This is a genomic window from Flavobacterium psychrolimnae (assembly GCF_003312425.1).
Lineage (GTDB): Bacteria > Bacteroidota > Bacteroidia > Flavobacteriales > Flavobacteriaceae > Flavobacterium > Flavobacterium psychrolimnae.
This window is the reverse complement of record NZ_QNUX01000004.1, coordinates 21,992-48,788: the sequence shown is the minus strand read 5'-3', so window position 1 is coordinate 48,788 and position 26,797 is coordinate 21,992. Positions and strand designations below refer to the sequence as shown.

Sequence of the window (26,797 nt, the reverse complement as noted above, 5' to 3'; positions counted from 1 at the left end):
ACGGATAGCAGGAATAGCTCCCAATTTTTTTAATTGTTTTGAATAGGTATTTTGATGTGTATTTCCATTCTTACTACTACTGCAATCAAAAATCGTTAATCATCATTCTTCAATCATCATTTCATCCATTACTTCAAGTATGATACTACAACCTTCTCGTATTTCTTCTTCAGAAATGGTTAGAGGAGGCGTTATTCTTATGGCGCAACCTTCAAATAGTAACCAGAATAAAATGAGTCCTTTGTCTTGACATTTAAGAATCACTTCATTTGTTATGTCGGCAGTTTTTGTCATTGCGGCCAGCATCAATCCTTTTCCTCTTATTTCTTCTATCAAAGGATGTACCAAAAGTGATCGGAATAGCTTTTCTTTCTCCATCGCTTCGGTCATCAAATTGGTCTCAGTTATTTCCTGCAAAGTCGCTAAGCAGGCTGACGCAATGACAGGATGTCCTCCAAAAGTTGTGATATGACCCAGTTTTGGATCATGACTCAACAATTCCATCATTACCGATGAAGCTGTAAAAGCGCCTACTGGCATGCCGCCGCCCATGCCTTTTCCCATAACTACGATATCTGGAACGACATCATAATTTTGGAATCCGAAAAGTTTTCCCGTTCTCCCAAAACCAGGTTGGATTTCGTCCAGAATCATCATGGCGCCAACTTCGGTACAGCGCTCGCGTACTTTTTTAAGGAAATCATTGTGCGGCTGAATAAATCCGGCGCCACCTTGAATGGTTTCCAGAATAATTCCTGCTGTTTTGGTGGTTATTTTTTGTAAATCTTCTTCGTTGTTGAAGGTGATGAAATCAACATCAGGAATCAACGGACGAAAGATTTGTTTGCGTTCTTCAAATCCCATGACACTCATAGAGCCCATAGTATTGCCATGATATGCATTATGACATGAAATCAAATGGCTTCTTCCGGTGGTTCTTCTGGCGAGTTTCAATGCGCCTTCAATAGCTTCTGTACCTGAATTGACTAAATATGTGGTATCTAAAGGAGCGGGCAGGAGCGAGGCTAACAATTTGCAATATTCTACAGCCGGGCTTTGTGAATATTCGCCATAAACCATGACGTGAGAATATTTGTCTAACTGATCTTTAATGGCTTGATTGACTCTTGGGTGTTGGTGTCCCAAGGCACAAGCCGAAACTCCAGCTACAAAATCCAAATATCTCTTAGAATTAGTATCGTAAATGTAAGAACCTACTGCATGCGAAACTTCCATGCCCAATGGATAGGGAGAGGTTTGCGCTTGGTATTTTAAGAAATCGGTATTCAATTTTTTAGAAATTTAACCGCAAAGTTTGCAAAGTTTTTTCGCAAAGTTCACGAAGTTTTTTAAAGGTATTTTTTTTAATCGGATATCCTGAAAGCTGTTGTCTGTAGCTTGAGACTGAAAACTGCTCCCGAAACTTCGGGATGAAAACCTAATACTATTTTTTCACTTTCTTCTTATCGTAATTCAGGGTTTCCTTTCGGATTTTCATCGGAATATCCTCTTTGGCTTCAGCCGTTTTGGTAGCTTTTGCTATTTTGTCGTTGTCTTCATTTTCTTCAGGAGGAAAAATATCATCCTTCGATTTTATTCGTTCATCGCCACGCCAGACTAGTCCTCGCAGTTTTCTGGCATTTTCTGGTAAATCCTTTTCCGGAAAAATTTCGCCATCTATTTGTTGAAAAAAGGTAATGGTTTCGACCTCATTATCTTCAATAATAAGATTGATTTTGCTGCTTTTATTTTTGTTGATACCTATGAGCTCCTGTGCTTCGTTTCGCATATAATAAATTACTTCGGCATTTTTTACAATATCAACATCATGAAGTTTTCCCTCCTTAAACTTGCCATAGAGATCTTGTCCCTTGACTTGATTATAACCGGTTCCTATCGTGTCTTTAGAAACGATAAATGTATTATTGAGCACTTTGAGTGAATCTAGTTTTTGAGTTGTGTTATTTCCTATTAGATGCATAACATCGCCAGTAATTTGATTTTCTGCATTCCAAAGTATCGGATTTCCAATCATTTTTGTCAATGCGGTTTTGGAACTCGAATGAATCGAATCGCATTTTCCACTCATATCCGTTTTGAAGAATCGAACATTATTGAACGCTCTTATAATTCGGTTTCCTTCTTTTCCGGTAACCATTAATTTTTTTCCGTGGATATAAACAGAGTCATTTTCGACAAAATTTACAGCAACGGCTCTTTTGGTCACGTACATGGAATCCAGTTTTTTATACACTTCGGCATAATGTCCTTTCACGATTCCGCGATTGATGGAATCCGTTATTTTTACATTGCGAGTTGCCGATGCAAATTCGCGGTTTCTGTCATAATATAAACTATCGCCTTTAATCACCCGATCATCGTATCTGATGTAGGATTTATTTAGGAAATGTGCCAGATTTTTTTTGGTATCATAAAAGCCTTTTTCAGTATAAATATAATTGGCTTTGCTGGTAATTGTCGATGGTCCAAAAAGATATGAATGCCCGGAATTGCTATAATAATCCAAGTGATTTGATTTAATTACATACGTTGGATTTGTGATAGTAACCGCAGTAAGGAACTGGAATTTTTTCTGTTTTACGTAGTATCTTCCTGAATTACTTTTTAGCGTATTCTCTTTATTGGTAATTGTCCCTGGCGTATCGTAAAATACTTCTTGAATGTTTCGGTCAAAATTAATTATTTCCGTAGTCAAAGTTGATTCTGGTGAACTCATTACGGCATCTCCGGAAGCATACGCTTTTTTTACATTACCGTTGTATTCCGCGTATTTACTATTCAAGAATAAAGTGTCTCCTTGCACCATTTGAACATTTCCAAAAGCCTTTATGTAGTTTTCCTTTTGGAAATAATATGCCTTGTTACAAGTCATTACCACACCGTCATGATTGACGCGTACGTTTCCGATAAGTAATAATGCATCAGGAATTTCTACTTGATTTACATCGGCAAAATCAGAGTTTTCTACAATAATTTTTTTTGGGGCTTGCGCCAAAACCAAATTAGTGACAAGCAGTAGCAAACAATAACGAAGGAAAAACAGTGATTTCTTCAATGGATTTAATTTTTGTCAAATTTATGAAAAAGGAAACAATCCTAATCCATATTAGGATTTATTTATAATTAGTCAAATGGGCAGCGAAAGTTAAGATTTTTCCTTTTTAAAGTTATCAACAAATGCCACAACTCCTTCGTTGTAGTGTCGGTTTTTGAAAACAGAATTATTTAATTTCAAACGATATAGACTTGTTTTATTGAAAAAATATTAAATTTAAAAATTGATATTCATTTTGTTATTAAACAATTGAAATCAGCATAAATAATTTTATAAGATGAAAAAAACAACTATTGTTGCCAGTATAAGTGTAGTGCTTTTGGCTGCAGCCTGTAAAACGAAAGATCTAAAAATGAACGCAGAACAGAACGAGAAAGCCTCTAATAAAAAAGAGGTTGTATATCAGGTTTTTACCCGATTATTCGGAAATAAAAATACCACCAACAAACCTTGGGGAACCATTGAGGAAAATGGAGTAGGCAAGTTCAATGATTTTACGGAAACAGCTTTGCAGGAAATCAAGGATTTGGGAGTTACTTATGTTTGGTACACCGGAGTTCCGCATCATGCTGTGATTCGGGATTATTCTGCTATTGGGATTTCTAATGATGATCCGGAAGTGGTCAAAGGACGTGCTGGTTCTCCTTATGCCGTAAAAGATTATTACAATGTAAATCCAGATTTGGCCGTAAATCCTGCGAATCGTTTACAGGAATTTGAAGCTTTGATTGCCCGAACACACAAAGCGGGTTTAAAAGTGATTATCGATATTGTTCCCAATCACATTGCGCGCAAATATGAAGGAAAAAGCAATCCTGCTGGCGTTAGGGATTTTGGCGCTGATGATGATACATTGGTTGAATACAAAAGAGACAATAATTTCTATTATATTCCAAATACACGCTTTGAAATCCCAGATACGCATAAACCGCTAAATGGAGAAAAGAATCCATTGATTGATGGAAAATTTGAAGAAAGTCCAGCAAAATGGACTGGGAACGGTTCCCGTTTGGCGAAACCTGATAAAAATGATTGGTATGAGACCATCAAAGTAAATTACGGTATTCGTCCGGATGGCTCCAAAGATTTTCCGGAACTTCCGGCTGGTTTTGATACCAAATCATATCAGGAACATTTCGATTTTTGGAAAGGAAAAGACGTTCCAGATTCTTGGGATAAATTCAAAGATATTACGTTGTACTGGACTGCAAAAGGAGTGGATGGTTTTCGATTTGACATGGCCGAAATGGTTCCGTATGAATTTTGGAGTTATATGAATTCAGCTATTAAAGTGAATAATCCGGATGCTTTTTTATTAGCCGAAGTTTATAATCCTAAAGAATACAGAAACTATATTCATCTGGGTAAAATGGATTATTTGTATGATAAAGTAGAAACCTATGATAAATTGAAAGATATCATTCAAGGAAAATCATTACCTGATGGCTTGTCAGACATACAAAACGGAATGGCTGATATTGAGCATCACATGTTGCATTTTCTGGATAATCATGATGAACAACGTTTAGCAAGTCCTGAATTTGCGGGAACGCCACAAAAAGGTAAGCCTTTGATGGTGGTTTCTACAACCATAAGCACTTCGCCTACGATGGTTTATTTTGGACAGGAAGTAGGGGAGGCTGGGAATGAAAATGCAGGATTTGGAACCCATTCTAGAACTTCAATTTTTGATTATATCGGAGTTCCAAATCACCAACGCTGGATGAACGGGGGAAAATTTGATGGCGGTCAGTTGACAAAGGATGAAAAAGAGTTGCGTGATTTTTATAAAAAGTTATTGAATTTTTCTTTGAATAGTTCGGCGTTAATGGGGAAATACCAAGAAATTCAAACCTTGAATCGCCAAACAACTCAAGGTTACGATCCGGGAATTTATGCTTTTACACGCTGGTCTGATATTGAAAAACTAATAGTTGTCACTAATTTTTCTTGGATTACCACCAGCAATTTTGAATTAAAAATCCCTTCAGATATAATTCAAAAATGGAATTTGAAAGATGGAAATTATACAATAACGGATCAATTATACCACAAAAATTCTGTTGAGTTAAAAGTATTTAATGGGGAAGGAAAAGCGCAAATTACAATCGCACCTTCAGAATCGTTTATTTATCAATTGTAAAAAAATCAATAACTAAATTTTAAACTCTATTTAATGACTAAAAAAATCACAATTTGTTTACTGTTTTTAGTATTCATACCATCATTTGCACAAACTGATTTTACCCCAAATTGGAGTAAAGGAGTAGTGTGGTATCAAATATTCCCAGATCGGTTTCATAATGGAGATCCTTCAAATGACCCAAAAGTAGAAGATCAAGATGGAGCTTATCCTTTTGACAGTACTTCTGATTTTCAAATTCATCGCTGGACGAGTGATTGGTACGAATTGAAACCTTACGAAAAGAAAAACGGAAAAGATATTTATTACAATCTTCAACGCAGACGTTACGGTGGAGATTTGCAGGGAGTTATTGATAAATTAGACTATTTGCAGTCATTGGGCATTAATGCTATTTATATGAATCCGATTTTTTGGGCGCCATCTTCCCATAAATACGATGCATTGTGCTATCACCATGTTGATCCATCATTTGGACCTGATCCGGAAGGTGATAAAAAAATGATAATGAACGAAGATCCTTTAAATCCTGAAAAATGGGTTTGGACCAAAGCAGATTTACTGGCTCTTAAACTAATTGATGAAGTACACAAACGTAAAATGTTTATCATTTTTGATGGTGTTTTCAACCATTTAGGAGTGAACAGTTTTGCTTTTCGAGATGTGGAAGAAAAACAGGAAAAATCAGCTTACAAAGATTGGTTTATGGTCGATAGCTGGAGAGATGCTGCCAAAGGAACTAAGTTTGAATACCAAGGTTGGTTTGGTGTAAAAACCTTACCAGAGTTTAAAGAGGATGAAAACGGAATCGTATCCGGTCCTAAAAAATATATTTTTGACGCTACTAAACGTTGGATGAATCCAATGAATAAAGGCGCTCAAAACGGAATTGATGGTTGGCGATTGGATGTAGCGTATTGCATTGCTCATCCTTTCTGGAAAGATTGGAGAAATGAAGTAAAATCTATTAATAGCGAAGCGTATCTGACAGCTGAATTAGTTGATCCTATTGATAAAACAAAACCTTATTTATCTGGAGACGAATTTGACGCGACGATGAATTATAATTTTTCTTTCCTGGTACATGACTTTTTTGTGCAAGATGCAAAGGGAATTTCTGTTACTCAATTTGATACTCAATTGAAGGAATTGCGTGAAGGATTTGGAGAAGGTGTTGCACAGAATATGCAAAATTTGGTAGGAAGCCACGATGCCACAAGAATTGGTAGTGCCGTAGCAAATCCTGACGGGAAAAAATTTAGCGATTGGGGTACCTACTTTAATTGGAGTCAAAAAAGTAATAATATCGATTACAATGCTCGAAAACCAACCGATAAACAATTAGAAAAGCAAAAATTGATTGCGGCATTTCAGATTTTATATTTAGGTTCACCAATGATTTATTATGGTGATGAAGCTGGTATGTGGGGAAGTAACGACCCAGATTGCCGTAAGCCAATGGTTTGGTCTGATAAAGAATATGATTCAGAAACATTTAATCCTAACCAAAGTAAACATGAGGCAGATAAAGTAGATTTCAACACTGACTTATTCAATTGGTATAAAAAATTCATTGCTTTACGCAATCAATATGAGTCAATCAGGATTGGGAACTTTACCACGATTGAAACTAATGATGCCGTAAAGACGTATGCTTTTAGTCGTAAACTTGGAAATCAGGAAGTGATTGTAATCATTAATCGAAGTGATAAAAATATTGATTTCACCAATCCAATTCTTAAAAAAGGAAAGTTCAGAGATGTTTTTACTAAAAAAGTAATGAAAAAGCTGGTGGTAAAACCTATGGATGTTGTGGTATTGAGCAACACCATTTTGAAATAATCTAAAATGTTTAGATAATGTTCAAGTTATAAAGAAAGTATTAAAGAAAAGTTTATTGTAAAAAAAATACTGATATAAATTTATATCAGTATTTTTTTATGATTAGAAGTGAAAGCTATTTTTTTGCAACAGCATCAAAATTTTCTTGGACTTTTTTCCAATTGATGACATTGAAAAAACCATCAATGTAATTTTTCCTTCTATATTGATAATCTAAATAATAAGCATGTTCCCAAACATCTAATGCTAATATTGGTGTTCCGGGGATAAGTGCATTTCGCATTAAGGGATTATCTTGATTTGCGGTACTTGTTACCTGAAGTTTTCCAGTTCTATCCACTATAAGCCAAGCCCAACCGGAACCAAATTGTTTTGTAGCTTCGTCTTTGAATAAGGTAACGAAGTTATCAAAAGATCCAAAATCTCTTGTAATAGCCTCGGCTAATGTATTAGTTGGCTCACCACCAGATTTTGGCGCCATACATTTCCAATATAAAGAATGATTGTAAAACCCTCCGGCATTATTTCGAAGTGTGGCGTCGTTAGGATCTAATTTGGCTAATACTTCTTCTATTGTCAAATTCTCCAATGGAGTTCCTAATACGGCTCTGTTCAAATTGTTTGTATAAGTGAGATAGTGCTTAGAATAATGCATTTCTAATGTTGTGGCTGATATGCTCGGAGACAGTGCATCGTAGCTATAAGGCAACTTATCCATTTGAAATGATCCTTCATCAGCTTTGACGTCATCAGGAGAACCAATCGCTATTTTTTCTTGAATATCAGTTGGTAAAGGGACTTCAACTACTTCAATTAATTTTTTGTCATTGCAGGATTGTAATGTCATAAAGAGAATTACAAAAGGACTTAAAAAATATAAATTTTTCATAATTAGATTATTATTTCAACAGAGAATGAATTAATTCGATATACTGTTCTTTGGATTCATCCGGACTCAGATGACTGATTTGCATCCAAGCATTGGTTTTAAAAGCATCTCTTAAATGGTAAGAAGAATTTTGTTTTAGATCTAAAGTTCCCAAAGTAGCTTGTTTATAAAACGCATACAGTCGCAATTGTACATCTTGTGGGAGTGATGCTTGCGTCATTTCGGAGGCTATTTCTACAGCTTCCAGAAATCGGGTATTTAAATCTTTTTCAATCATTATGCTTTGGTCGCAATAACTGTCTTTCCTCCAATTGCTTTTTGGTTCAATACAACATTTATAGATGTTCCTAACGGTAAGAAAATATCAACTCTGGAACCAAATTTTATGAAACCAGCATCAGTTCCCTGAACGACTTGAGTTCCTTCTACTGCATAATTTACAATTCTTCGGGCTAATGCACCTGCAATTTGTCGATATAACACTTCGCCAAAGGTTTTGTTTTCTATTACAATAGTTGTTCTTTCGTTTTCCTCACTTGCTTTTGGATGCCAAGCCACCAAGAATTTTCCAGGATGGTATTTGCTGAATTTTACTAATCCACTTAAACCATATCGCGTAACGTGCACGTTTATTGGAGACATGAAAATTGATATTTGCAGACGTTTTTCTTTGAAATATTCGCCTTCATAAACTTCTTCTATGACCACAACTTTACCGTCAACAGGAGCCAGAATCTGATTGTCATTGAGTACAACACTTCTTTTTGGGTTTCTGAAAAATTGTAAGATGATAATCAAAAGCAATAACGCTGCTATTTGAATGGCCATTTTAAGCCAATTGGTGTCTATAAAATTGTCAGACAATAAAAGGACAACAGCTGTGAAAATGGTGCCTAATAAAATAGATTGGGTTCCTTCTTTATGAAACATAGTTTAAAATTTGATAAAATAAAAATATAATTGGTGCTACAAATATAACACTATCTAAACGATCTAGTATACCTCCATGGCCAGGCATTATGCTTCCGCTGTCTTTTACTCCTGCAATACGCTTGAATTTGGATTCGATTAAGTCTCCAATAGTACCTGCAATTCCTACAATAACAGCTATAGAAGTCCAGATTAATATGGATCTCTCGCTAAATTCAGGATTGGCCTTGATGTAATATTTGGAAATTAAATAACCTGCTAAAATGGCAAAAAGTATTCCGCCTAAGAATCCTTCTATTGTTTTTTTAGGTGAAATTTTTTCGAATAATTTTGTTCTTCCTATAGATTTACCCACAATGTAAGCAAAAGTGTCATTCGTCCAGATCAAGATAAATAATCCAATTATGATTTTAGGATTATAGTCATTGATACCAAATGAAATTTTAGTAATAAACACAAAAGGCAAAATTATGTAGCCTAATAAATATAAATATTTGGAAGAAGTGCTTATTTTTTGAATGTTGTCATAAAACAAAAAAAGAATACATTTTATAGAAACAACTAAAGCTATCACTAATAAAACGATATCTAACTGTTGGATATTTATATCAATTAAATAATCAGTATTGAAAATTTGATTTAAAGTGTTTGCAGTTATTGTATTGTAATGACTCACTAAAGTAACCATAGCATATATAGCAGTGGCTAAAATAATTGGAAAAACTTTGTGTATTGAAACTAAATTACAAAATTCATAGACTGCAATAATGAGAAATATACCAAAAAGGATAAAAAAGCTTTCCGTTGAATATAAAATAGAAGCAAGTAATAGTATAATATAAACAGCTCCTGATATACCTCGTTTTAGAGTTTCGTTCATTTTAAAGATCTTCTAAAAGCAATAAATAAAGATTTTTGGCTGAACTTCCGTATTGTGTAAAGTCTTCTTCTTTGGCTTTCTCGAAATATTTTATTGTAGTAATGTTGGTAGGATAATCTCTTTCGTACTTCTTTTTAATGGCGCTTAATCCATCACTTTTAGCTCCTAGAATTTGGCTAGTTTTGGCTAAAACAATAATGTTTGCGGGTAATTCGTTTGGTTTATGTTGTTTGATTTGTTTAGATGAAAATAAAATTGAACCTTCATCTGCAATTAAATTTTCACAACTTGCAAGAAGAAATTTAGGATTTGCAGGTTTGTCATACGTAAGTTTATTATCCTCAAGCATACTGAAAAGCGTTGGGTCATAACATAAAGCTTCACTTTCAAACCAGTCATTTTCTTCTAATATATTTTCAAACTGCTCTTTTACTTCATCAGCATTTTCACAATATAAAAATTTGCCTCCATTTTTTTTAAAATTAAAGATAAATTGTTCATCAATAGAGATAGCGTTTTCAGCATGGGATTTACTAAATTCACTTTCTTTATCTTCCTCAGAAGTAGGATTACTAGAACCAAAAATTTTTCTAAAAAGACTCATATTTCTGTAAACTGCTATAATTTATTATTTGAAAACGTCCAAAGATAAAAAAATCTTAATTCAAAAGTAGTTTTTGAATTAAGATTTTAAAAATAATTAAATAATGATGTGTTTTTCTAAGATACTACTTCTTCTAAATTTTTATCAAAAGTTCTTTTTCCGAAAATAGCTTCTAAATCATCTTTGAAGATTACTTCTTTTTCAATCAAAATATTTGCTAATTGATCAAGTTTGTCTTTATTTTCTTCTAATATTTGAATGGCTCTTTGGTACTGGCTTTCAATTAGTAATGAAATTTCCTCATCAATAACTCTAGCTGTTTCTTCAGAATATGGTTTAGAAAAGTTGTATTCACTTTGTCCAGTTGAATCGTAATAAGTTACATTACCTATTTTGTCATTCAGTCCGTAAATAGTTACCATAGCGCGAGCTTGTTTGGTTACTTTTTCTAAATCGCTCAATGCACCAGTTGAAATTCTGTTGAAAGTTACTTTTTCAGCAGCTCTTCCGCCCATAGTTGCACACATTTCATCAAGCATTTGATCCGGACGAACAATTAATCGTTCTTCCGGTAAATACCACGCAGCTCCTAAACTTTGTCCTCTAGGAACAATGGTTACTTTGATTAATGGAGCAGCATGTTCTAACATCCAACTTACCGTTGCGTGACCTGCTTCATGGATTGCAATTGCTTTCTTTTCATCAGGCGTAACAATTTTGTTTTTCTTTTCAAGACCACCAACAATTCTGTCAACAGCGTCAAGGAAATCTTGTTTGTCAACAGCAGTTTTGTTATTTCTGGCAGCAATCAAAGCAGCTTCATTACATACATTTGCAATATCGGCACCAGAAAAACCTGGAGTTTGTTTGGCTAAAAATTCAGTATCTAATCCTTCAATTTTTTTCAAAGGAGCAAGGTGAACTTTAAAAATTTCAGCTCTTTCGCGAATGTCCGGCAAGTCTACAAAAATTTGTCTGTCAAAACGACCAGCTCGCATTAATGCTTTATCCAATACATCAGCTCTGTTTGTTGCAGCCAAAACGATTACGTTAGAATTTGTTCCAAAACCGTCCATTTCTGTCAGTAATTGGTTCAATGTATTTTCACGTTCGTCATTTCCGCCTGACATATTGCTTTTTCCTCTTGCTCTACCAACAGCATCTATTTCATCAATAAAGATGATAGCAGGAGATTTTTCTTTGGCTTGTTTGAACAAATCACGCACACGAGATGCACCAACACCTACAAACATTTCCACAAAATCAGAACCTGATAAAGAGAAAAATGGTACTTGCGCTTCGCCGGCTACGGCTTTTGCCAATAATGTTTTACCTGTTCCCGGAGGTCCAACGAGTAAAGCTCCTTTTGGAATTTTACCTCCCAGATTAGTGTATTTTTCAGGATTTTTAAGAAATTCAACAATTTCTTGGATTTCTTCTTTTGCACCTTCTAAACCAGCTACATCTTTAAAAGTCGTTTTGATATCGGTTTTTTCGTCAAATAGTTTAGCTTTTGATTTTCCGATATTGAAAATCTGACCGCCACCACCTGCTCCGCCACCTGACATTTTTCTCATGATAAAGATCCAAACGGCAATAATGATAATGATAGGTAATAGACTAATTAAAATATCCGACCAATTGTTTTTTGGTAAGAAATTGAAATCTTTCAATTTACCTTCTGCAACTGCTTTTTCTAATTTATTTTGAAATATTTGGTCGTTACCAATGTCAAAGGTATAATGTGGACCTTTATTTGGTCGGTCAAAAACATCTTTAGAAACTTTCTTGTGAACAGCATCTTTCATTGCTGCAGCATTTAGAAAAACCTCTGCTTCAGTTTTGTTGTAAACAATCACCTTTTCAATTTGGCCTTTTTCTAAATAGTCGTTAAACTTAGAAGAGGTCAATTGTCCCGGTTCGTTTAAACTTGAACCATTGGTTATAAAACTTATAAATAAGAAAATTAATAATATTGCAGTATAAATCAGCCAAGGGCTTACTTTAAACTTATTCGGATTTGGATTATTTTCTTTAGCCATTACTACGGATATATGTCTTTAGTATTTGTTTTCTATGGTTGTTATTTTAGCATCGCCCCATAAACTTTCGATGTTGTAGTATTCGCGGATGTGTTTTTGAAATACATGAACTACTATATTAACATAATCCATCAAAACCCATTCTGCGTTGTCAGTACCTTCAACATGCCAAGGCTTGTCTTTCAATTCTTTAGAAACTGTTTTTTGGATAGAGTTTACTATGGCGTTAACTTGTGTATTTGAATTACCGTTACAAATGACAAAATAGTCGCAAACTGCCGTGTCTATTTCTCTTAAATCAAGGATGGTAATGTCATTTCCTTTTACTTCTTCTATTCCCTTAATGATGTTCGCCAATAGGTCATCATTATTTATAGTCTTTTTCGCCATGAATTATTTTTATATAAGTTTGTAAAGTTACCATTTTTTGTGATTATTTTTGAACCTTAACACAATATTAAATTCTGTTTCACAAATAAACGTATATGAAAGTTATCAAACTCGATGCCATAGATTCAACAAACGAGTTCCTTAAAGGGCTATCGAACAAACAAGAGCTTGAAAACTTTACGGTTGTTACTGCGGAGACTCAAACGAAAGGTAAGGGGCAAATGGGTGCCATTTGGGCCTCTGAGGCAAGTAAAAACTTAATAATGAGTATTTTGGTAAAGGATTTTCTGTCGGATATTTGTCAGATATTCAATCTTAATATTGCTGTTTCGCTTGCTGTAATTGAGGTTTTAGAATCCATTAATATTCCGAATCTTAGTATAAAATGGCCTAACGACATAATGTCATACAATAAAAAAATAGGTGGCATTCTGATTGAAAATACTATTAAAAGTGACGGGACAATCCTTTCTATTGTCGGTTTAGGACTCAATGTGAATCAAACTGATTTTGAAAATTTGCCAAAAGCCTCTTCTTTGGCTGTTATTTGTGGTAAAGAATTCGATAAAGAAGCACTTCTTTTTGAAATAGGCAGCACAATTGAAAAAAATATTGGGTTGTGGAAACAGCATCCCACTATCTTATGGACTAAATACATCGATAATTTATACAAAAAGGGTTTGCCAATGCCTTTTTCAGACCAAAATAAGGGTAATTTTATGGGAATTATTCAAGGAGTTTCTGCGATAGGTAAACTTCAGGTTCTTAGGGAAGATGATAGTATTTCAGAATTTGATATTAAGGAAATCAAGATGTTGTATTGATTTGGAGCATCTACAAAACAAATTTTTCTCCTAAATAAAATTTAATTAAAGCATTATTGAACAGCAATTCATATTTTGCTTGTATTAATTCTGCTTGTGAATTATTAAAATTCATCTTTGTCAGGTTTAACTCGTTGATATTTATTTTACCTAATCCAAATTTTAATACATCGGCTTCATAGCTTTTTTTTGAAAATTCAAATGCTATTGCCGCTGATTCATTTTTTTTAATGGATGTTTTGGTGTCTGTTATTACTTTTAAAATTTCTTTAGAAAGACGATTTTGCTCAATTTGTGTTTCTATTTTGGATTGGCTGTAATTGAGTTTGCTGGTTTTAATTCTTAAAAAATTTTCAAACTGGTTGAAAATTGGAATAGTTAAGTTGAATCGAAGTGCTTTGGATAAATTAGCGTTAAATTGCTCATCAAATGTAACTTGAGGATCTTTTATAATGTAATTTGAACCTATTGAAAAACGCATATTCAATGAAGGATATAAGGCTGATTTAGATATTGAAATTTCGTTTCGCATTTTTTGTTCATTTAGGACACGCATCAAATAGGATGGATGAATTGCTACCGCATTATTAGTCAAAAAATATTGATTTTCATTTATTTCCGGATTTTTATAGAATTCTAAATTTGGCTTTATTAAGATAATTTCGTTCTCCAAAGAGATATTCATCAATTGCTTTAAACTGATGAAATTATCCGTTAAATGATTCTGATTTGTTAACAGATTTAATTCTTCTGTAGCTTTTTGAGATTTTATTTTGAAAACCTCACTTTCACTTATAACGCCCGATTCAAACTTTAAAATAGCTAATTCCAATTGTTTTTCGCTCGCTTTTATTTGTTCTTGATTGGACAAAATAATTTCTTGTAAATATAAAATGGTAATGAATTTCTGTGCCAAATCAATTGTGATTTCATTCTCAATTTTTTGAATATTTACTTCATTGATCTGAACATCCTTTTTCGCTGATTTTATAGTATTGATTGTGGAAAAACCGGCGAACAAATTATATTCAGCGTCAATATCCCCAGAATAATTTTCAATTTTTTTATTGACAAATAAATTAGTATCCGGATCAATTTCCCTGCCCCAAGATTGTTTCTTTTCAACTGCTCCGTTTATCGATGGCAGAAGTTTGCCATAGCTGGATTTGTATTTATAGTTGCTTATTTCTTTAGATAAAAGTGCGTTTTTCAGGGCCAAATTATTTTCTAAGGCTAATTCGAGACAGGAGTTAAATGACAAGAGTTCCTGTCCAAAGATTGCATTGGAAAGTAACAGCAGCACTATTTGAAAAAGCCTGGTTTTCATAACTTTTAATTCAAATTATTATCAATTTTATTGAATAATTTTTTCATGATATATTGGTACAGTTTCATTTTTTCAATAATCACTTCTCCTTTTAGTTTGTATCCTGCTTTGAGATTAATATTAGAGTTGTATTTTTTGATTGTGGCTAAACAATAAAAGGTTTTATCCACATCGGAAGGGGAAACGTATGTGATTTTTCCTTTGACTGCACCAAAACGGTAATAGTTATATGCATCCAGTTTTAGGTTTATTTCCTGACCTTTTTTGATATATGCAAGGTCTTTTTCATCTAAAATTACTTTGGCATAAAACGCTTCTTTTTTGGGTGCGATAATGGTCAGTATTTCACCCTTATTTACAATTTCAAGGTTTTGTCTGGAGTTGAAAAGATTCGAAATAGTGCCATCAATGGGGGATACAACAAGCAATTTCCCCAATTCGTCCGTAATGTAAATTAGGTTTGATTTTCCATCTTTAATGAGCGTTTCGAGTTCCACAATATCTTGCTGATAATTATGGATTTGATTTTCCACATCAATTATATTCCGAAGTAGATCATTATTTGTTTTCTGATAATTGTTAGATAAGTTTTCAAAATCATAATTTTTTACTTCATAAGTCGACGTGATATCAATTTGTCCTTTTTTGTCATCCAGATTCCTGTTTTTCGTTTCGGTCAATTCATATTTCGAAATGGCGCCTTTGGCATAAAGCACAGAATCGGTTTGAAATTTATCCGTCAAAATCGAACTTTGTTGTGATGATAAATTGATTTTATTATTCAGGGAACTAATTTCTTGTTCTGCTTTTCTGCGATCCGTTTGGTAAATATTAGATTGTATGTGTAAGAGTTGTTTCAAAGAGTTTTTGCGATTTCTCGTATTCTGAATCAATTTATGAATGATGTTTATTTTGTGTTTCATCCCAGCTACGCCAATATTCAAAATCTCAAAATCTGATTTTGTTTTTTTATTTTCCAATAAGAAAAGAGTATCTCCTTTTTTGATTTCCTGACCTTCTTTTACCAAAACCTTAATTACTTTGGCTTCATTTGGTGCATTTATTTTTAGTTGTGGCGTGTCAGAAAAGATTTGTCCTTCTTTAAAACTTACTGTATCATTCATCTTTATAGTAAAAATCAAAATGATAGTAATGAGAAGAAACGCCACTAAAATCCGATTTAGAATTTTAATAAATCGGATTGACTTCGTGTTGTAATATAAAGAGTTCTCCATTTGCTATTTTATATTTTTTAGAAAAATTGATATTGGTTATTGGTTCATGCGAGATGATGATGTAGGTTTTTGTGTCATCTTCATCAATCATTGTTTCTATCTTATTCCTCGATTCTATATCCATTCCAGATAACACTTCATCCAAAATAATGAGTTCAGCCTGAGAAAATAAAGCGCGAAGCAAAAGGATTTTTTTTCGTTGTCCTGTAGAAAGATTTTTCCCGTTTTCGTTGATGATAAAATTCAATCCGTCGTCTTTTGAAGCTATAAAATCATAAAAGTTGATTTGTTTTGCCATGTCCAAAATTGCCTCGACTGAAATTTCTTTTCCCAGAATGATATTGTTTTGAATAGTATCGTTGAACAACGTGTCCTCATTGGTGACCAATAGTATTTTGTCCCGCATTTTATCGTCATTATAAAATTTCTTTTCTCTTTCGTTGATCAAAATAGAACCGGAATTGGGATGATAAAGTGTGGTTAAAACTTTACTGAAAGTTGATTTTCCAGAACCATTTTGTCCTTCAATCTTAATTTTTTCACCTTTTCGAATTTTTAAATTAATGTCTTTCAGTACAAATTCATCGGGTAAATAGCCGTAATTCAAATTCTGAAATTCAATTTTTTCAATGCTGAAATCCTGAATTCCTTTTTTACAGACTTTTTTTGTTTGTTCATCAAAATCCAAATACCTTTTCAGGATTACTTCATTTTCCTGAAGAGTCAAGTTATCATCTAAAATGCCTTTCAAAGACGAAAATATCTTCGAAGAGAGCGCTATAAAAGTCACGATTTGACCAAGAGTAATGATTTGAGTTTCAATCGCAGATTTGGTCAGAAATAAAATGATAAAAATCGTGGAAACAATGACTATCAGTGCAACAACAATCTTATTCAGTAAATCGATATAGCCGTTTCTAAGTTGGATTTTCAAGTATTCATTTATGCTTACAAATATTTTGTTCGAATGAAACCGCTCTATTCGGAAACTTTTGATAACCTGTATTCCATCTACTTTCTCCATCATTTTAGAAAGAAAATCGGCTTTCCGAATATAGCGCAGTCTTTCATTTTGTTTCAAATACGGAGTTATGAATTTGAACCAAAGGAAAAACAAAATCATTACTCCCAAAACAATTAAAGTCAGAGTTTTATCTATAAAAAATAAAATACATAAGGAGTAAATTGATACACTGACATCCACTAATATGTTAGTAAAAAACTTCATAAAAAAGCTTTTTAGTTTCAACGAATCACTTACGCGCTCCATTAAATCCCCTTTTTTATAAGAATGAATATAGGATAGGGACGAATTATTGATTTTGTTATCGAAAGAAAACAAGAAATATTTATCCAAAGCATTGCCTAAATGAATTCCCACAAAGTTTTTATAAACCGTGGTGAAAATGTCAAAAATTTTATAAATCCCAAGACCGATTGCAAACAATACCAGCGTGTTCAAATTATAGGTCGGTAATACATTATCAATCATAATCTGATTGGTGAAAACGGCAATTTGTGCTGTTGCTGCTGAAAATAAAGCAGCAAAAATATAGATGTACCAAAGATTTTTATATTCGCCTAATTGATTGAATAATTGCCAATATAAACTGTGGCTGTCTTCCTCTGGAATGGACTGTTGTGGTTCTATTTCCTGTGTTTCTTCTTTGACAACAAGGATAAGTGGTGAATTGTTTTTTATTTTTCCCTTTTCAAATTCCAGTATTTTAAAGCTATTGGGAATCGCAGAAATTTCCTGATTTTTCAATAAATCTTTTATAAAATTTCTTTCGGCTTCGGAGTCTTTAAAACCAAAACTTTCTTTTAGGTATTTGAAATAGGTGAGTTTGTTAAACAGTAAAGCGTGACCGTTTTCTTGTAAAGCATTTTTATAATTAATATGGTATTCTGCTAAATCTTGGGTGCAAATTGTTACTATTTTATCTTCGGTATCTGTTAGATCCCAATGATTTTTGTTGAAATGTGCTTTTCGTTTTATTTCTTGCAAGGACAAAAAGTATTGACTGCCCTTGCTAGGATCGTATATTTTGAGTTGTTTGTTTTTTAATTCGTTAACAACCACATAATGCAAACCATTTTTATTTTCTATAGGAAGAATAAATGGGAATAACGCTTGTAGATTAGCTTCATTTCCTGTAATGTAATTAATGTCAAATAATTTAAACTTCGCTTTAAAGCCATTTGAATTCAAAAAATTTTTGATATCCGAAATCCGTGATCCTTTTTCTTCCAATGGAACATTTTGCTCGATATATTTTCGAGAAATTTTCCTTTCATAAATATTAAAAATAGTTTTAATTGCGCTAATTCCGCAATCGTTGCTCTTTAATTGGGGATCAGTAATTGGCATGGATCATTTGATTTTTTATCTCTTGCTATGGGGCTAACTAGAGTTTAAATTATTATTAACTATTTAATAATCAGTAATTTACTAACATTAAATGAGTAATATAATTTTTTTCCATAAAGAACCCAAAAAGACGATAAAATGACATTTGTTGCCTTTTATGTATAAAAAAAGTCTCTTAGTTTTCACCAAAAGACTTCACTGCATTATCTTATTGTTACTATTTAAAATAGTTTTTACAATTTGTTCATGTTGCTTGCTAAAGTTTCGATAAATTTTCCAATTGGACCTTTTATCATCATGGCCATCATAGGATTGAAATCACCTTCAAAATCAAGTTTTACATCACTTGAAGTTTCAGAAACAGCATCTATATTTGCTACCAATGTAAATGGAAGTTTGTCGCTTGCTGCACCCAAAACTATTTTGGAGGGAGCTACTTTTTCTTTCATTTTTAACTTTATTTCCGGCATCCCTTTTAGTCCAAAAATGAAAGCATCGTCACCAATAACTTCAAATTTAGCAATGTTTTCTGGCATTAATTTTTCAAAATTTTTCACATCACTCAATAAATCAAATAATTCTTGAGCTGATTTTTGAACAGTAACTTTAGGACTTTCTAAGTTCATTGTTTTTATTTTTTATTAATTGTTTAAACTTCAATTGTCCATGTGGACGGACTCACATTCCATTCTCGTAGAGTCTGTTCTTCGTCCTCAGTTATATATCTTTTGGCAACAGCCAAATTCAATAAATTTTGATAATTACTCAGAGTAAATAAATCCAAATGTGCGCTTTTAAAATTCTGTTCAGCTACGTCAAAACCGTATGTAAAGATTGCAGCCATGCCTTTGACATTGGCACCAGCTTCGCGCAAGGCTTCTACAGCAAGTAAACTGCTGTTTCCTGTACTTATTAAATCTTCTACAACAACTACATTTTGTCCTTTTTGTAAAAAACCTTCCACTTGATTTTGTCTCCCGTGTTTCTTTGGTTCAGGGCGAACATATACAAACGGTAATCCCATACTTTCCGCTACCAGCATACCAATTCCTATTGCTCCAGTGGCAACACCGGCAATAACATCTGGTTTACCAAATTGCTTCTCAATATTCTTGGAAAATTCATCCCGGACATAATTTCTTACGGCTGGAAATGAGAGGATTAATCGGTTGTCACAATAAATAGGCGATTTCCATCCAGAAGCCCATGTAAAAGGATTTCTTGGATTCAATTTAATTGCATTTATTTGCAAAAGAAATTCGGCTGTTTTTTCGGCTGTATCTTTATTAAAAATCATAGTACAAATGTATAAAGTTTTTGTTAACGACAAACCACTTTTTTTGACAAATCACATCTCTAAGGAGACAGATTTTCAATTATTTCTATTAGAAAGTATTGACATAGAGCAACTTATAGTTAAAATCTTTCAAAATAAAATTAATAAAGCCTATCTGTATCATCCTGACGAAAGCTTGATTATGAAGACTTTAAAAGCTAAAATCCCAGTTTGCAAAGCGGGAGGTGGCTTGGTTTACAATAAAAAAGGGGAAGTTTTATTCATTTTTAGAAATGGAAAATGGGATTTGCCCAAGGGCGGAATCGAAAAAGGCGAGGAAATTGAGAATACAGCCATGCGAGAGGTAGAGGAGGAGACTGGCGTAAATGGCTTGTCAATTTCGCATAAACTTCAAAAAACGTATCATGTTTTTAGACGAAATGGTAAGTACAAATTAAAAATCACGCACTGGTTCGAAATGCAATCTGATTTTGAAGGAACGCCTCAAGGGCAATTAGATGAAGGAATCGATAAAGTGGCGTGGATGAATCCGGAACAAATCAAGGAAGCTTTGAAAAACTCCTACGAAAACATAAAATTATTGTTCGAAGAAGAGAAGATTATATAAATAAAATGCCCCCAAAAAGTGAAAACTACTTGGGGGCATTTCTTTGAAATAGGAATTTTTATTTCAATAAACGATAGACTGGATATTGTAAGTGTGCCTTTTCATAATAAGCCGAATTTTTGTAAATCCAGTCGAGTTGGGCTTCCGGATTATTGATGAAATTCACATCACTTTGTTTTTTCAAATCAAATTCAGCTTTTAATTTTGGATTTTCTTTTAAAATCTGTGTTGCTGAATCTTCAAAAACATAATCAGAATAGCCTTCTTTTTGTTGTAACATCGTGTCGAAAAAGTTCCAGTTGAAAAAAGAATCGATTGCTTCCGGTTCTAATGTTTCCAATAAATATTTGATTCCTTTTTGTTGAGTGGGAATTACGTAATCTCCTTTGGCGAAAGCCACTTTCTCCATTTTAGAAGTTACCGAAGTGTTTCGGTGCAAATAATGGCCTTCGTATGCGGAATTTGTCGTTTTGAAATCTGCAATTCTGTAGCTTTCGACTTCAATTATGGTGTCTTTTTTTAGTTGGGTATAAGTAATCGTATTACTTTTTAATAAATCGATTACTGGCCAAAATCCCCTTGGAATGATATACGCTTCCGGAATAATTATCTCTTTTACGGATTTGAATTCCTTGCTGTACGGAATGTCTTTTTTAAATGGTTTTGTACGGTCGTAAAACAAGCGATTTCCTGATGTGACATCACTTTTTTTGTAACTGGCTTCATAACCTAAAAATGAAAAAGGAACCGTTTTGGTACTGTCTATTTCCCACTTAATCGTATACGATTTCTTTGGTTGGTACTGCTCTTCATTTTTTGAACGCAGTTGTTTGATTTTTTTGTAATTAGCATCCGTAAAATCAATTGCTGAGCGCATGTATTCATAAGTCACTTTCACGCGATCGGCATATTTTTTCAGCATGTGCGTTTCCACTACAAATCCGATTGTATTGAACAATGAAGTATATCCTGTTGCAAATCGTGGACTTTCAAAAAATTGCCCAAAACCTTTATCCGGTGTGTCCTGAAAAGCATTGACATAAGGCGTAGTTTCGATATTCTTTTTTTGCAAATCTTTGACCAAAGCAGGCATCATTTCAGTATTTAAAAAATCTCCTAAAACAGTTCCCAATTTGTTATGTTGCGTCATAATGTAGGTGAGTTTGTATTGGTAATCCGCGCCGTTGCTAACGTGATTGTCAATAAAAACATCGGCATTTATTTTATGGAAAATTTCCACAAAACTTTTCGTATTTCTTGTATCTGATTTAATAAAATCCCGATTCAAATCATAGTTTCTCGCATTGCCACGAAAGCCATAGATTTCCGGTCCGTCCTGATTGGCTCTTGAAGTGGAATTTCTGTTTAATGCACCGCCAATATTATACACTGGAATATAAACAATAACCGTGTTTTTAGGAGCTTTTATTTTGCCTAAAGCTAAATCTCTAAACAATTGCATCGAAGCGTCAATTCCATCCGGTTCACCTGCGTGAATTCCGTTGTTAAGCAAAATTACCGCTTTGTTTTTTTGGATAATTCCAAAGTTATATTGCTTTTCAGGATTAAAAACTACCATGTGCAACGGTTCACCGCTGTCTGTCAATCCCATTTTTTGCATTTCGATAGTAGGAAAATCATCTGCCAAAAGTTTGTAATAAGCAATTGTTTCTTGATAAGACGCTGATTGATTGCCATTGCCTTTTTCGAAAAAAGTATCGTATTTATTCGTTTTTTGTGCAAATGAACTGATGGAGAATAGTAAAAAAAGGAATGTGAAAACTCTCATATTTCGGTTTTTAAATTGAATTTCAAATGTAGCTTTTTTTAGATAACTGTAGAAATGAATGTACTAAAAGGAATTTTCCGATTGAAAAAGAATGAAATTTGATAATTCAAAATTCATAACTCACAATTAAAAATTACCTTTGCACCAAATTGAAAAAATGAATAAGAAACACCATTCCAACAATATACTTTTGAATTTAGGCATTGAAAGCCTGAATGAAATGCAGGAAGTAGCACAAGATGCTATTCTGAATGACAATAATGTTTTATTGCTTTCGCCAACAGGTTCCGGGAAAACATTGGCTTTTTTATTGCCTATTTTAGAAATGTTGCAGCCTGAAATTCAATCGGTTCAATGTTTGATTTTAGTTCCATCACGTGAATTAGGATTGCAGATTGAGCAGGTTTGGAAAAAAATGGGAACTGATTATAAAGTAAATGTATGTTACGGCGGGCATTCCATTGATACTGAAATCAAGAATTTAAGCAATCCTCCAGCAGTTTTAATTGGAACTCCGGGAAGAATTGCCGATCATATCGACAGAGGAACTTTCCGAGTGGATAAAATTCAAACCTTGATTTTGGATGAATTCGATAAATCCTTGCAATTGGGTTTCCATGAGCAAATGTCATTTATCATTGGGAAATTAACAAAACTGAACAAACGCGTTTTGGTTTCGGCCACTTCTGATATTGAGATTCCTAGATATACAAGAGTCGTGAACCCAACGATTTTGGATTTTATTCCAGAAAACGTAGCAGAAACGAATCTTTCCATGAAAATGGTCGTTTCCAAAGAGAAAGACAAAATAGGAAGTTTGTTCAACTTGATTTGTTCGTTGAAATCACAGTCGGCTATTGTTTTTTGTAACCATCGTGATGCTGCAGAACGTATCAGCGATACGTTGAACGAAAAAGGAATTTATGCCACTTATTATCACGGCGGAATGGATCAGGACGAAAGAGAACGCGCGCTAATCCAGTTTAGAAACGGAAGTGTGAGCTATTTAATCACAACTGATTTGGCGGCTCGTGGACTTGATATTCCTGAAATGAATCATGTTATTCATTATCATTTGCCATCGAAAGAAGACGAATTCACCCATAGAAACGGACGTACAGCACGTATGTTAGCTTCTGGAACTGCTTATATTATTGCTCATGAAAGTGAGAAAAAAATGGATTACATCGATTATGGAATGGAAGATTTGAAAGTTGAAAACTCCACTTCATTACCAAAACCACCTGAATTTCAAACCATTTATATCAGTGGTGGAAAGAAAAATAAACTAAATAAAATTGATATTGTAGGTTTCTTTTCTCAAAAAGGGAAATTAGAAAAAGGAGATTTAGGATTGATCGAAGTGAAAGATTTTATCTCTTTTGCTGCTGTGAAATTCAACAAAGTAAAAGATTTATTGCAGGCCATTAAAGACGAGAAAATGAAAGGCAAGAAATTTAAAATCGAAGTTGCCCGAAAAGTAATTAAGAAAGAAGAGGAAAATTAGTTTTCAGTTTCTAGTGAGCAGTAAAAAAAACATTATACCAATAAAAAAATCGTTAACAGTAAATTTGATTACTGTTAACGATTTTTTGTTATTAAGAAAGTCACTGATCACTCTTTTTTCCGATCACTGATCACTGTAAACTATATTTTCTTAACGTATTGTGTAATAATTACAATAGTTTGGCCGTCAACTTTTCCTTCAATATATTCGGCGTTTTCATGATCTAGTCTGATGTTACGCACTGCAGTTCCTTGTTTGGCCACCATGCTGGAACCTTTTACTTTCAAATCTTTGATTAAAACGACTGAATCTCCAATTTCAAGAATCACTCCGTTGCTGTCACGGTGTATAATTTTATTTTCATCATCTTCTCCTTCACCAGTTGCCTGAGCCCATGCTAAAGTATCTTCATCAAAATACATTTGCTCCAACAATTCTTGAGGCCAACCATTTTTAGGTAAACGGCTTAACATTCTCCAAGAAACAACTTGTACTGGAATATGTTCGCTCCACATACTGTCATTCAAACATCTCCAGTGGTTTAAATCCTCATGTCCTGCATTTTCCATTTGATCAATACAAGTACTGCAAGCCATGATGCTTTCATCTACTCCACCTTTTTTTGTAGGAAGTACTTCATACACTTTTAGGTTTTCTGTTGCACCACAAAGTTCACATTTAGATCCGCTGCGTTTACTTAATTCTCTTTCTATACTCATGTTTAATGGCTTTTATTTTTGGTGAAAGTACGGCTTAACAGCGCTTTCCACAAATTTTATTGTTGTTTAGTTTTAATCTACAGTTAATGACCGAAAACTGCGACTGACCACTGAATACTAATCACTATTTCACTCGAACTGCATCTGGAACGAGCATTTCATATTGCCCTCCATTGCGGATTACATCTCTGACGATGCTGGAACTGATATAAGAAGTTTTTGCTGCGGTCAATAAAAACACGGTTTCTATTTTTGATAAACGGCGATTGGTGTGGGCGATTGCTTTTTCAAATTCGAAATCGGCTGGATTGCGTAAACCACGCAGGATAAAGTCTGCTTTCAATTTTTTACAAAGTTCAGTAGTCAAACCCTCGTAAGTAATTACAGAAATTTTCGGTTCGTTTTTGAAGGTTTCTTCAATAAAACGCTTTCTGTCTTCCAGCGAAAACATGTATTTTTTTTCAGCATTGATACCAATGGCAATTACGATTTCATCAAATAAAGGAATGCTTCTTTTGATGATGTCTTCATGTCCTAAAGTGATTGGGTCAAAAGATCCCGGAAATATGGCTTTTCTCATTGTATAAGATATAATTAAATCGAGCTTATGTTTTGTTCAATTAGGTTTTTCGAAGTGTTTGTATGGCTTGGACCCATTCCGATTTTGCACAAACGCTGCACAGTGCATTTCCTTGTTTGTGACTTTCCGTATTGCCACAAAAGGTGCAGGAATAAATACCTTCTGCTGGAATCGTTTTACTTTTGAGTTTAAATAAAAAAGGTAAAATTGGTAATCCTGGTTGAACATCGTGGTCTTCATAGTAGAAAACACTGATTTCGCCACTGGTTTCCATAAAGGCATTTTTTACCTGTCCTAAATGCTCTATTGATTTCAAACGGAGTTCTGAAAAGAATTCATCTTGAGCCAGACTTTCTTTTTTAAAGGTAGCAATTGAAAATTTTCCTTCGCTGATGATGCATTCGGTTTTTCCTTCTATAAACTCCTCAAATCGTTTACTTTTTCCGGTGAGCCAAGTTACTAATCGGTACAAAAGGATAATGACAAGAAATACGGTTATGGGTGGAATGATTCCAACTTCTTCATAAAACATAGGATCTCCGGCTGCTGATCCCAAAGCAATTATGATGACTGTTTCAAATACCGATAATTGTTTTACGCCACGTTTTCCAGCCACTTTTAATGTCAATAGTAAAACTGTAAACATTATGGTGGAACGGAAAATAACTTCTAAAAGAAAGGATTCTGGTAAATCATTGTATAATAATCGGTTCCATTCAAAGATTTCTGTCATAATGAAAAGTTAGTTATTTAATGCCAATTCTATCGCATTAGTAAATAAATCTTCTAATGAAATTCCGGCGGCTTTGGCTTGTTGCGGAATCAAACTTTCCGTTGTTAATCCTGGAATGGTGTTCATTTCCAACATGTGTGGTTCTCCGTTTACCAATATAAATTCGCTTCGGGAGAAACCTTTCATTTTGAGGACCTCGTAAGCACGTTTGGCTATTTCGCTCACTTTTTGTGTCATTTCATCTGAAATTCTTGCCGGTGTGATTTCTTGTGATTTACCTAAATATTTGGCTTCGTAATCGAAGAAATCATTGTCAGAAACTATTTCAGTTATCGGTAAAACGGTTACTTTTCCTTTGTAATTGATGACTCCAACAGAAACTTCGGTACCATCCAGGAAACTTTCGATGATGATTTCGTTGTCTTCTTTGTAAGCAACTTCTATTGCGATTGGCAATTCGGCAGCAGTTTTAACTTTTGAAATTCCAAAACTGGAACCGGCTTTATTGGGTTTCACAAAACAAGGCAAACCTACTTTAGCGACAATTTCGTCCGTATTGATCAAATCGCCTTTGTTTAAGTAATAGGAAGTGGCGGTTTTTATGCCGTATGGTTTTAAAACCGATAATAAATCACGTTTGTTGAACGTTAAAGCCGCTTGGTAATAATCGCAAGATGTTTGTGGAATATGCAATAATTCGAAGTACGCCTGCATCAATCCATCTTCGCCGGGAGTTCCGTGAATGGCGTTGAAAACACAGTCGAAAGTGATTTTGTTACCATCAACAGTTACTGAAAAATCATTTTTATCAATAGGGAATTCGGAGTCGTTAGCATCAACATAAACCCATTTTTCTTTAAAAATATGGATTCGGAATCCGTTGTATTTCGTTTTGTCCAGAAATTGATATACGACGTTTCCGCTGATGAGTGAGATTTTATACTCGCTGGAATATCCGCCCATGATGATGGCAATGTTTTTCATTTTGTATCGTTTTGTTCTTAGTTGTTCG

Annotated in this window: 24 protein-coding genes; 5 read left to right on the top strand and 19 right to left on the bottom strand. The window is 33.8% G+C overall.

Annotated elements, in window-relative coordinates; genetic code table 11:
* Positions 1-102: 102 nt before the first annotated feature.
* Positions 103-1,290 (bottom strand): aspartate aminotransferase family protein, encoded by a 1,188-nt coding sequence (locus DR980_RS05570; RefSeq protein WP_113634273.1) that lies wholly within the window; start codon positions 1,288-1,290, stop codon positions 103-105.
* A gap of 154 nt (positions 1,291-1,444) precedes the next feature.
* Entirely contained in the window at positions 1,445-3,076 is a 1,632-nt protein-coding gene (locus tag DR980_RS05565) for an OstA-like protein (RefSeq protein WP_113634272.1), read from the bottom strand.
* A 277-nt stretch (positions 3,077-3,353) separates the two neighbouring features.
* On the opposite strand from DR980_RS05565, the gene DR980_RS05560 reads away from it, so the two are divergent.
* On the top strand, positions 3,354-5,219 hold the full coding sequence (locus DR980_RS05560; protein ID WP_113634271.1) for an alpha-amylase family protein: 1,866 nt from the start codon (positions 3,354-3,356) through the stop codon (positions 5,217-5,219).
* A 33-nt stretch (positions 5,220-5,252) separates the two neighbouring features.
* Positions 5,253-7,061, top strand: coding sequence for a glycoside hydrolase family 13 protein (locus DR980_RS05555; RefSeq protein ID WP_113634270.1), 1,809 nt, complete (start codon positions 5,253-5,255; stop codon positions 7,059-7,061).
* 115 nt (positions 7,062-7,176) lie between these two features.
* On the opposite strand, the gene DR980_RS05550 is transcribed toward DR980_RS05555, so the two are convergent.
* The 7 genes from DR980_RS05550 to rsfS all read right to left on the bottom strand — a co-directional run bounded on the left by DR980_RS05550 (position 7,177) and on the right by rsfS (position 12,796).
* Positions 7,177-7,950, bottom strand: a complete 774-nt coding sequence (locus DR980_RS05550; protein WP_113634269.1) for a superoxide dismutase — start codon at positions 7,948-7,950, stop codon at positions 7,177-7,179.
* Positions 7,951-7,960: 10 nt separating this feature from the next.
* Positions 7,961-8,227 (bottom strand): acyl-CoA-binding protein, encoded by a 267-nt coding sequence (locus DR980_RS05545; RefSeq protein WP_113634268.1) that lies wholly within the window; start codon positions 8,225-8,227, stop codon positions 7,961-7,963.
* Positions 8,227-8,880 (bottom strand): phosphatidylserine decarboxylase family protein, encoded by a 654-nt coding sequence (locus DR980_RS05540; RefSeq protein ID WP_113634267.1) that lies wholly within the window; start codon positions 8,878-8,880, stop codon positions 8,227-8,229. Before DR980_RS05540 ends, DR980_RS05545 begins: the two co-directional genes overlap by 1 nt.
* Positions 8,870-9,760 (bottom strand): phosphatidate cytidylyltransferase, encoded by an 891-nt coding sequence (locus tag DR980_RS05535; RefSeq protein ID WP_113634266.1) that lies wholly within the window; start codon positions 9,758-9,760, stop codon positions 8,870-8,872. Before DR980_RS05535 ends, DR980_RS05540 begins: the two co-directional genes overlap by 11 nt.
* Before the next feature lies 1 nt (position 9,761).
* Positions 9,762-10,364, bottom strand: a complete 603-nt coding sequence (locus DR980_RS05530; protein WP_113634265.1) for an LUD domain-containing protein — start codon at positions 10,362-10,364, stop codon at positions 9,762-9,764.
* A 116-nt stretch (positions 10,365-10,480) separates the two neighbouring features.
* Complete coding sequence (gene ftsH, locus DR980_RS05525) at positions 10,481-12,406, bottom strand: ATP-dependent zinc metalloprotease FtsH (protein WP_113634264.1); 1,926 nt, start codon at positions 12,404-12,406, stop codon at positions 10,481-10,483.
* A gap of 18 nt (positions 12,407-12,424) precedes the next feature.
* Positions 12,425-12,796 (bottom strand): ribosome silencing factor, encoded by a 372-nt coding sequence (gene rsfS, locus DR980_RS05520; RefSeq protein WP_113634263.1) that lies wholly within the window; start codon positions 12,794-12,796, stop codon positions 12,425-12,427.
* A gap of 95 nt (positions 12,797-12,891) precedes the next feature.
* On the opposite strand from rsfS, the gene DR980_RS05515 reads away from it, so the two are divergent.
* A complete protein-coding gene (locus DR980_RS05515) occupies positions 12,892-13,620 on the top strand; it encodes a biotin--[acetyl-CoA-carboxylase] ligase (protein WP_113634262.1) in 729 nt (242 codons plus the stop codon).
* Between the two features lie 10 nt (positions 13,621-13,630).
* Here the strand turns inward: DR980_RS05515 and DR980_RS05510 are convergent, their stop codons facing one another.
* The 5 genes from DR980_RS05510 to pyrE all read right to left on the bottom strand — a co-directional run bounded on the left by DR980_RS05510 (position 13,631) and on the right by pyrE (position 19,850).
* Complete coding sequence (locus tag DR980_RS05510; protein WP_113634261.1) at positions 13,631-14,947, bottom strand: TolC family protein; 1,317 nt, start codon at positions 14,945-14,947, stop codon at positions 13,631-13,633.
* 5 nt (positions 14,948-14,952) lie between these two features.
* Positions 14,953-16,071 (bottom strand): HlyD family efflux transporter periplasmic adaptor subunit, encoded by a 1,119-nt coding sequence (locus DR980_RS05505; protein ID WP_167400541.1) that lies wholly within the window; start codon positions 16,069-16,071, stop codon positions 14,953-14,955.
* Positions 16,072-16,135: 64 nt separating this feature from the next.
* Positions 16,136-18,553: an ATP-binding cassette domain-containing protein gene (locus DR980_RS05500; RefSeq protein WP_113634259.1), complete on the bottom strand. Its 2,418-nt coding sequence runs from the start codon at positions 18,551-18,553 to the stop codon at positions 16,136-16,138.
* A 233-nt stretch (positions 18,554-18,786) separates the two neighbouring features.
* Complete coding sequence (locus DR980_RS05495; protein WP_113634258.1) at positions 18,787-19,179, bottom strand: SRPBCC family protein; 393 nt, start codon at positions 19,177-19,179, stop codon at positions 18,787-18,789.
* 23 nt (positions 19,180-19,202) lie between these two features.
* Positions 19,203-19,850 (bottom strand): orotate phosphoribosyltransferase, encoded by a 648-nt coding sequence (gene pyrE / locus DR980_RS05490; protein ID WP_113634257.1) that lies wholly within the window; start codon positions 19,848-19,850, stop codon positions 19,203-19,205.
* A gap of 7 nt (positions 19,851-19,857) precedes the next feature.
* On the opposite strand from pyrE, the gene DR980_RS05485 reads away from it, so the two are divergent.
* Entirely contained in the window at positions 19,858-20,457 is a 600-nt protein-coding gene (locus tag DR980_RS05485; RefSeq protein ID WP_113634256.1) for an NUDIX hydrolase, read from the top strand.
* 58 nt (positions 20,458-20,515) lie between these two features.
* Here DR980_RS05485 and DR980_RS05480 read toward each other — a convergent pair whose 3' ends face one another.
* Positions 20,516-22,246 carry a M14 family metallopeptidase gene (locus DR980_RS05480; protein ID WP_113634255.1) on the bottom strand — a complete coding sequence of 577 codons (1,731 nt, stop codon included), beginning with the start codon at positions 22,244-22,246 and terminating at the stop codon, positions 20,516-20,518.
* A 157-nt stretch (positions 22,247-22,403) separates the two neighbouring features.
* Between DR980_RS05480 and DR980_RS05475 the strand changes: the two genes are divergently transcribed.
* Entirely contained in the window at positions 22,404-23,753 is a 1,350-nt protein-coding gene (locus DR980_RS05475) for a DEAD/DEAH box helicase (protein WP_113634254.1), read from the top strand.
* A 140-nt stretch (positions 23,754-23,893) separates the two neighbouring features.
* Here DR980_RS05475 and DR980_RS05470 read toward each other — a convergent pair whose 3' ends face one another.
* The 4 genes from DR980_RS05470 to DR980_RS05455 all read right to left on the bottom strand — a co-directional run bounded on the left by DR980_RS05470 (position 23,894) and on the right by DR980_RS05455 (position 26,769).
* Positions 23,894-24,472, bottom strand: coding sequence for a PhnA domain-containing protein (locus DR980_RS05470; RefSeq protein WP_113634253.1), 579 nt, complete (start codon positions 24,470-24,472; stop codon positions 23,894-23,896).
* Between the two features lie 124 nt (positions 24,473-24,596).
* A complete protein-coding gene (gene coaD / locus DR980_RS05465; RefSeq protein ID WP_113634252.1) occupies positions 24,597-25,052 on the bottom strand; it encodes a pantetheine-phosphate adenylyltransferase in 456 nt (151 codons plus the stop codon).
* 40 nt (positions 25,053-25,092) lie between these two features.
* A complete protein-coding gene (locus DR980_RS05460; RefSeq protein WP_113634251.1) occupies positions 25,093-25,785 on the bottom strand; it encodes a DUF421 domain-containing protein in 693 nt (230 codons plus the stop codon).
* A gap of 9 nt (positions 25,786-25,794) precedes the next feature.
* Complete coding sequence (locus DR980_RS05455; protein WP_113634250.1) at positions 25,795-26,769, bottom strand: D-alanine--D-alanine ligase; 975 nt, start codon at positions 26,767-26,769, stop codon at positions 25,795-25,797.
* Positions 26,770-26,797: the final 28 nt, after the last annotated feature.

Excerpts from the sequence above, each read along its gene's own strand:
- DR980_RS05545 (WP_113634268.1), bottom strand. The coding sequence starts at position 8,227 with ATGATTGAAAAAGATTTAAATACCCGATTTCTGGAAGCTGTAGAAATA.
- coaD (WP_113634252.1), bottom strand. The coding sequence starts at position 25,052 with ATGAGAAAAGCCATATTTCCGGGATCTTTTGACCCAATCACTTTAGGA.
- DR980_RS05550 (WP_113634269.1), bottom strand. The coding sequence starts at position 7,950 with ATGAAAAATTTATATTTTTTAAGTCCTTTTGTAATTCTCTTTATGACA.
- DR980_RS05460 (WP_113634251.1), bottom strand. The coding sequence starts at position 25,785 with ATGACAGAAATCTTTGAATGGAACCGATTATTATACAATGATTTACCA.
- DR980_RS05480 (WP_113634255.1), bottom strand. The coding sequence starts at position 22,246 with ATGAGAGTTTTCACATTCCTTTTTTTACTATTCTCCATCAGTTCATTT.
- DR980_RS05535 (WP_113634266.1), bottom strand. The coding sequence starts at position 9,760 with ATGAACGAAACTCTAAAACGAGGTATATCAGGAGCTGTTTATATTATA.
- rsfS (WP_113634263.1), bottom strand. The coding sequence starts at position 12,796 with ATGGCGAAAAAGACTATAAATAATGATGACCTATTGGCGAACATCATT.
- DR980_RS05560 (WP_113634271.1), top strand. The coding sequence starts at position 3,354 with ATGAAAAAAACAACTATTGTTGCCAGTATAAGTGTAGTGCTTTTGGCT.
- pyrE (WP_113634257.1), bottom strand. The coding sequence starts at position 19,850 with ATGATTTTTAATAAAGATACAGCCGAAAAAACAGCCGAATTTCTTTTG.
- DR980_RS05455 (WP_113634250.1), bottom strand. The coding sequence starts at position 26,769 with ATGAAAAACATTGCCATCATCATGGGCGGATATTCCAGCGAGTATAAA.
- DR980_RS05515 (WP_113634262.1), top strand. The coding sequence starts at position 12,892 with ATGAAAGTTATCAAACTCGATGCCATAGATTCAACAAACGAGTTCCTT.
- DR980_RS05470 (WP_113634253.1), bottom strand. The coding sequence starts at position 24,472 with ATGAGTATAGAAAGAGAATTAAGTAAACGCAGCGGATCTAAATGTGAA.
- DR980_RS05475 (WP_113634254.1), top strand. The coding sequence starts at position 22,404 with ATGAATAAGAAACACCATTCCAACAATATACTTTTGAATTTAGGCATT.
- DR980_RS05530 (WP_113634265.1), bottom strand. The coding sequence starts at position 10,364 with ATGAGTCTTTTTAGAAAAATTTTTGGTTCTAGTAATCCTACTTCTGAG.
- ftsH (WP_113634264.1), bottom strand. The coding sequence starts at position 12,406 with ATGGCTAAAGAAAATAATCCAAATCCGAATAAGTTTAAAGTAAGCCCT.
- DR980_RS05505 (WP_167400541.1), bottom strand. The coding sequence starts at position 16,071 with ATGAATGATACAGTAAGTTTTAAAGAAGGACAAATCTTTTCTGACACG.
- DR980_RS05540 (WP_113634267.1), bottom strand. The coding sequence starts at position 8,880 with ATGTTTCATAAAGAAGGAACCCAATCTATTTTATTAGGCACCATTTTC.
- DR980_RS05500 (WP_113634259.1), bottom strand. The coding sequence starts at position 18,553 with ATGCCAATTACTGATCCCCAATTAAAGAGCAACGATTGCGGAATTAGC.
- DR980_RS05495 (WP_113634258.1), bottom strand. The coding sequence starts at position 19,179 with ATGAACTTAGAAAGTCCTAAAGTTACTGTTCAAAAATCAGCTCAAGAA.
- DR980_RS05555 (WP_113634270.1), top strand. The coding sequence starts at position 5,253 with ATGACTAAAAAAATCACAATTTGTTTACTGTTTTTAGTATTCATACCA.
- DR980_RS05510 (WP_113634261.1), bottom strand. The coding sequence starts at position 14,947 with ATGAAAACCAGGCTTTTTCAAATAGTGCTGCTGTTACTTTCCAATGCA.
- DR980_RS05485 (WP_113634256.1), top strand. The coding sequence starts at position 19,858 with ATGTATAAAGTTTTTGTTAACGACAAACCACTTTTTTTGACAAATCAC.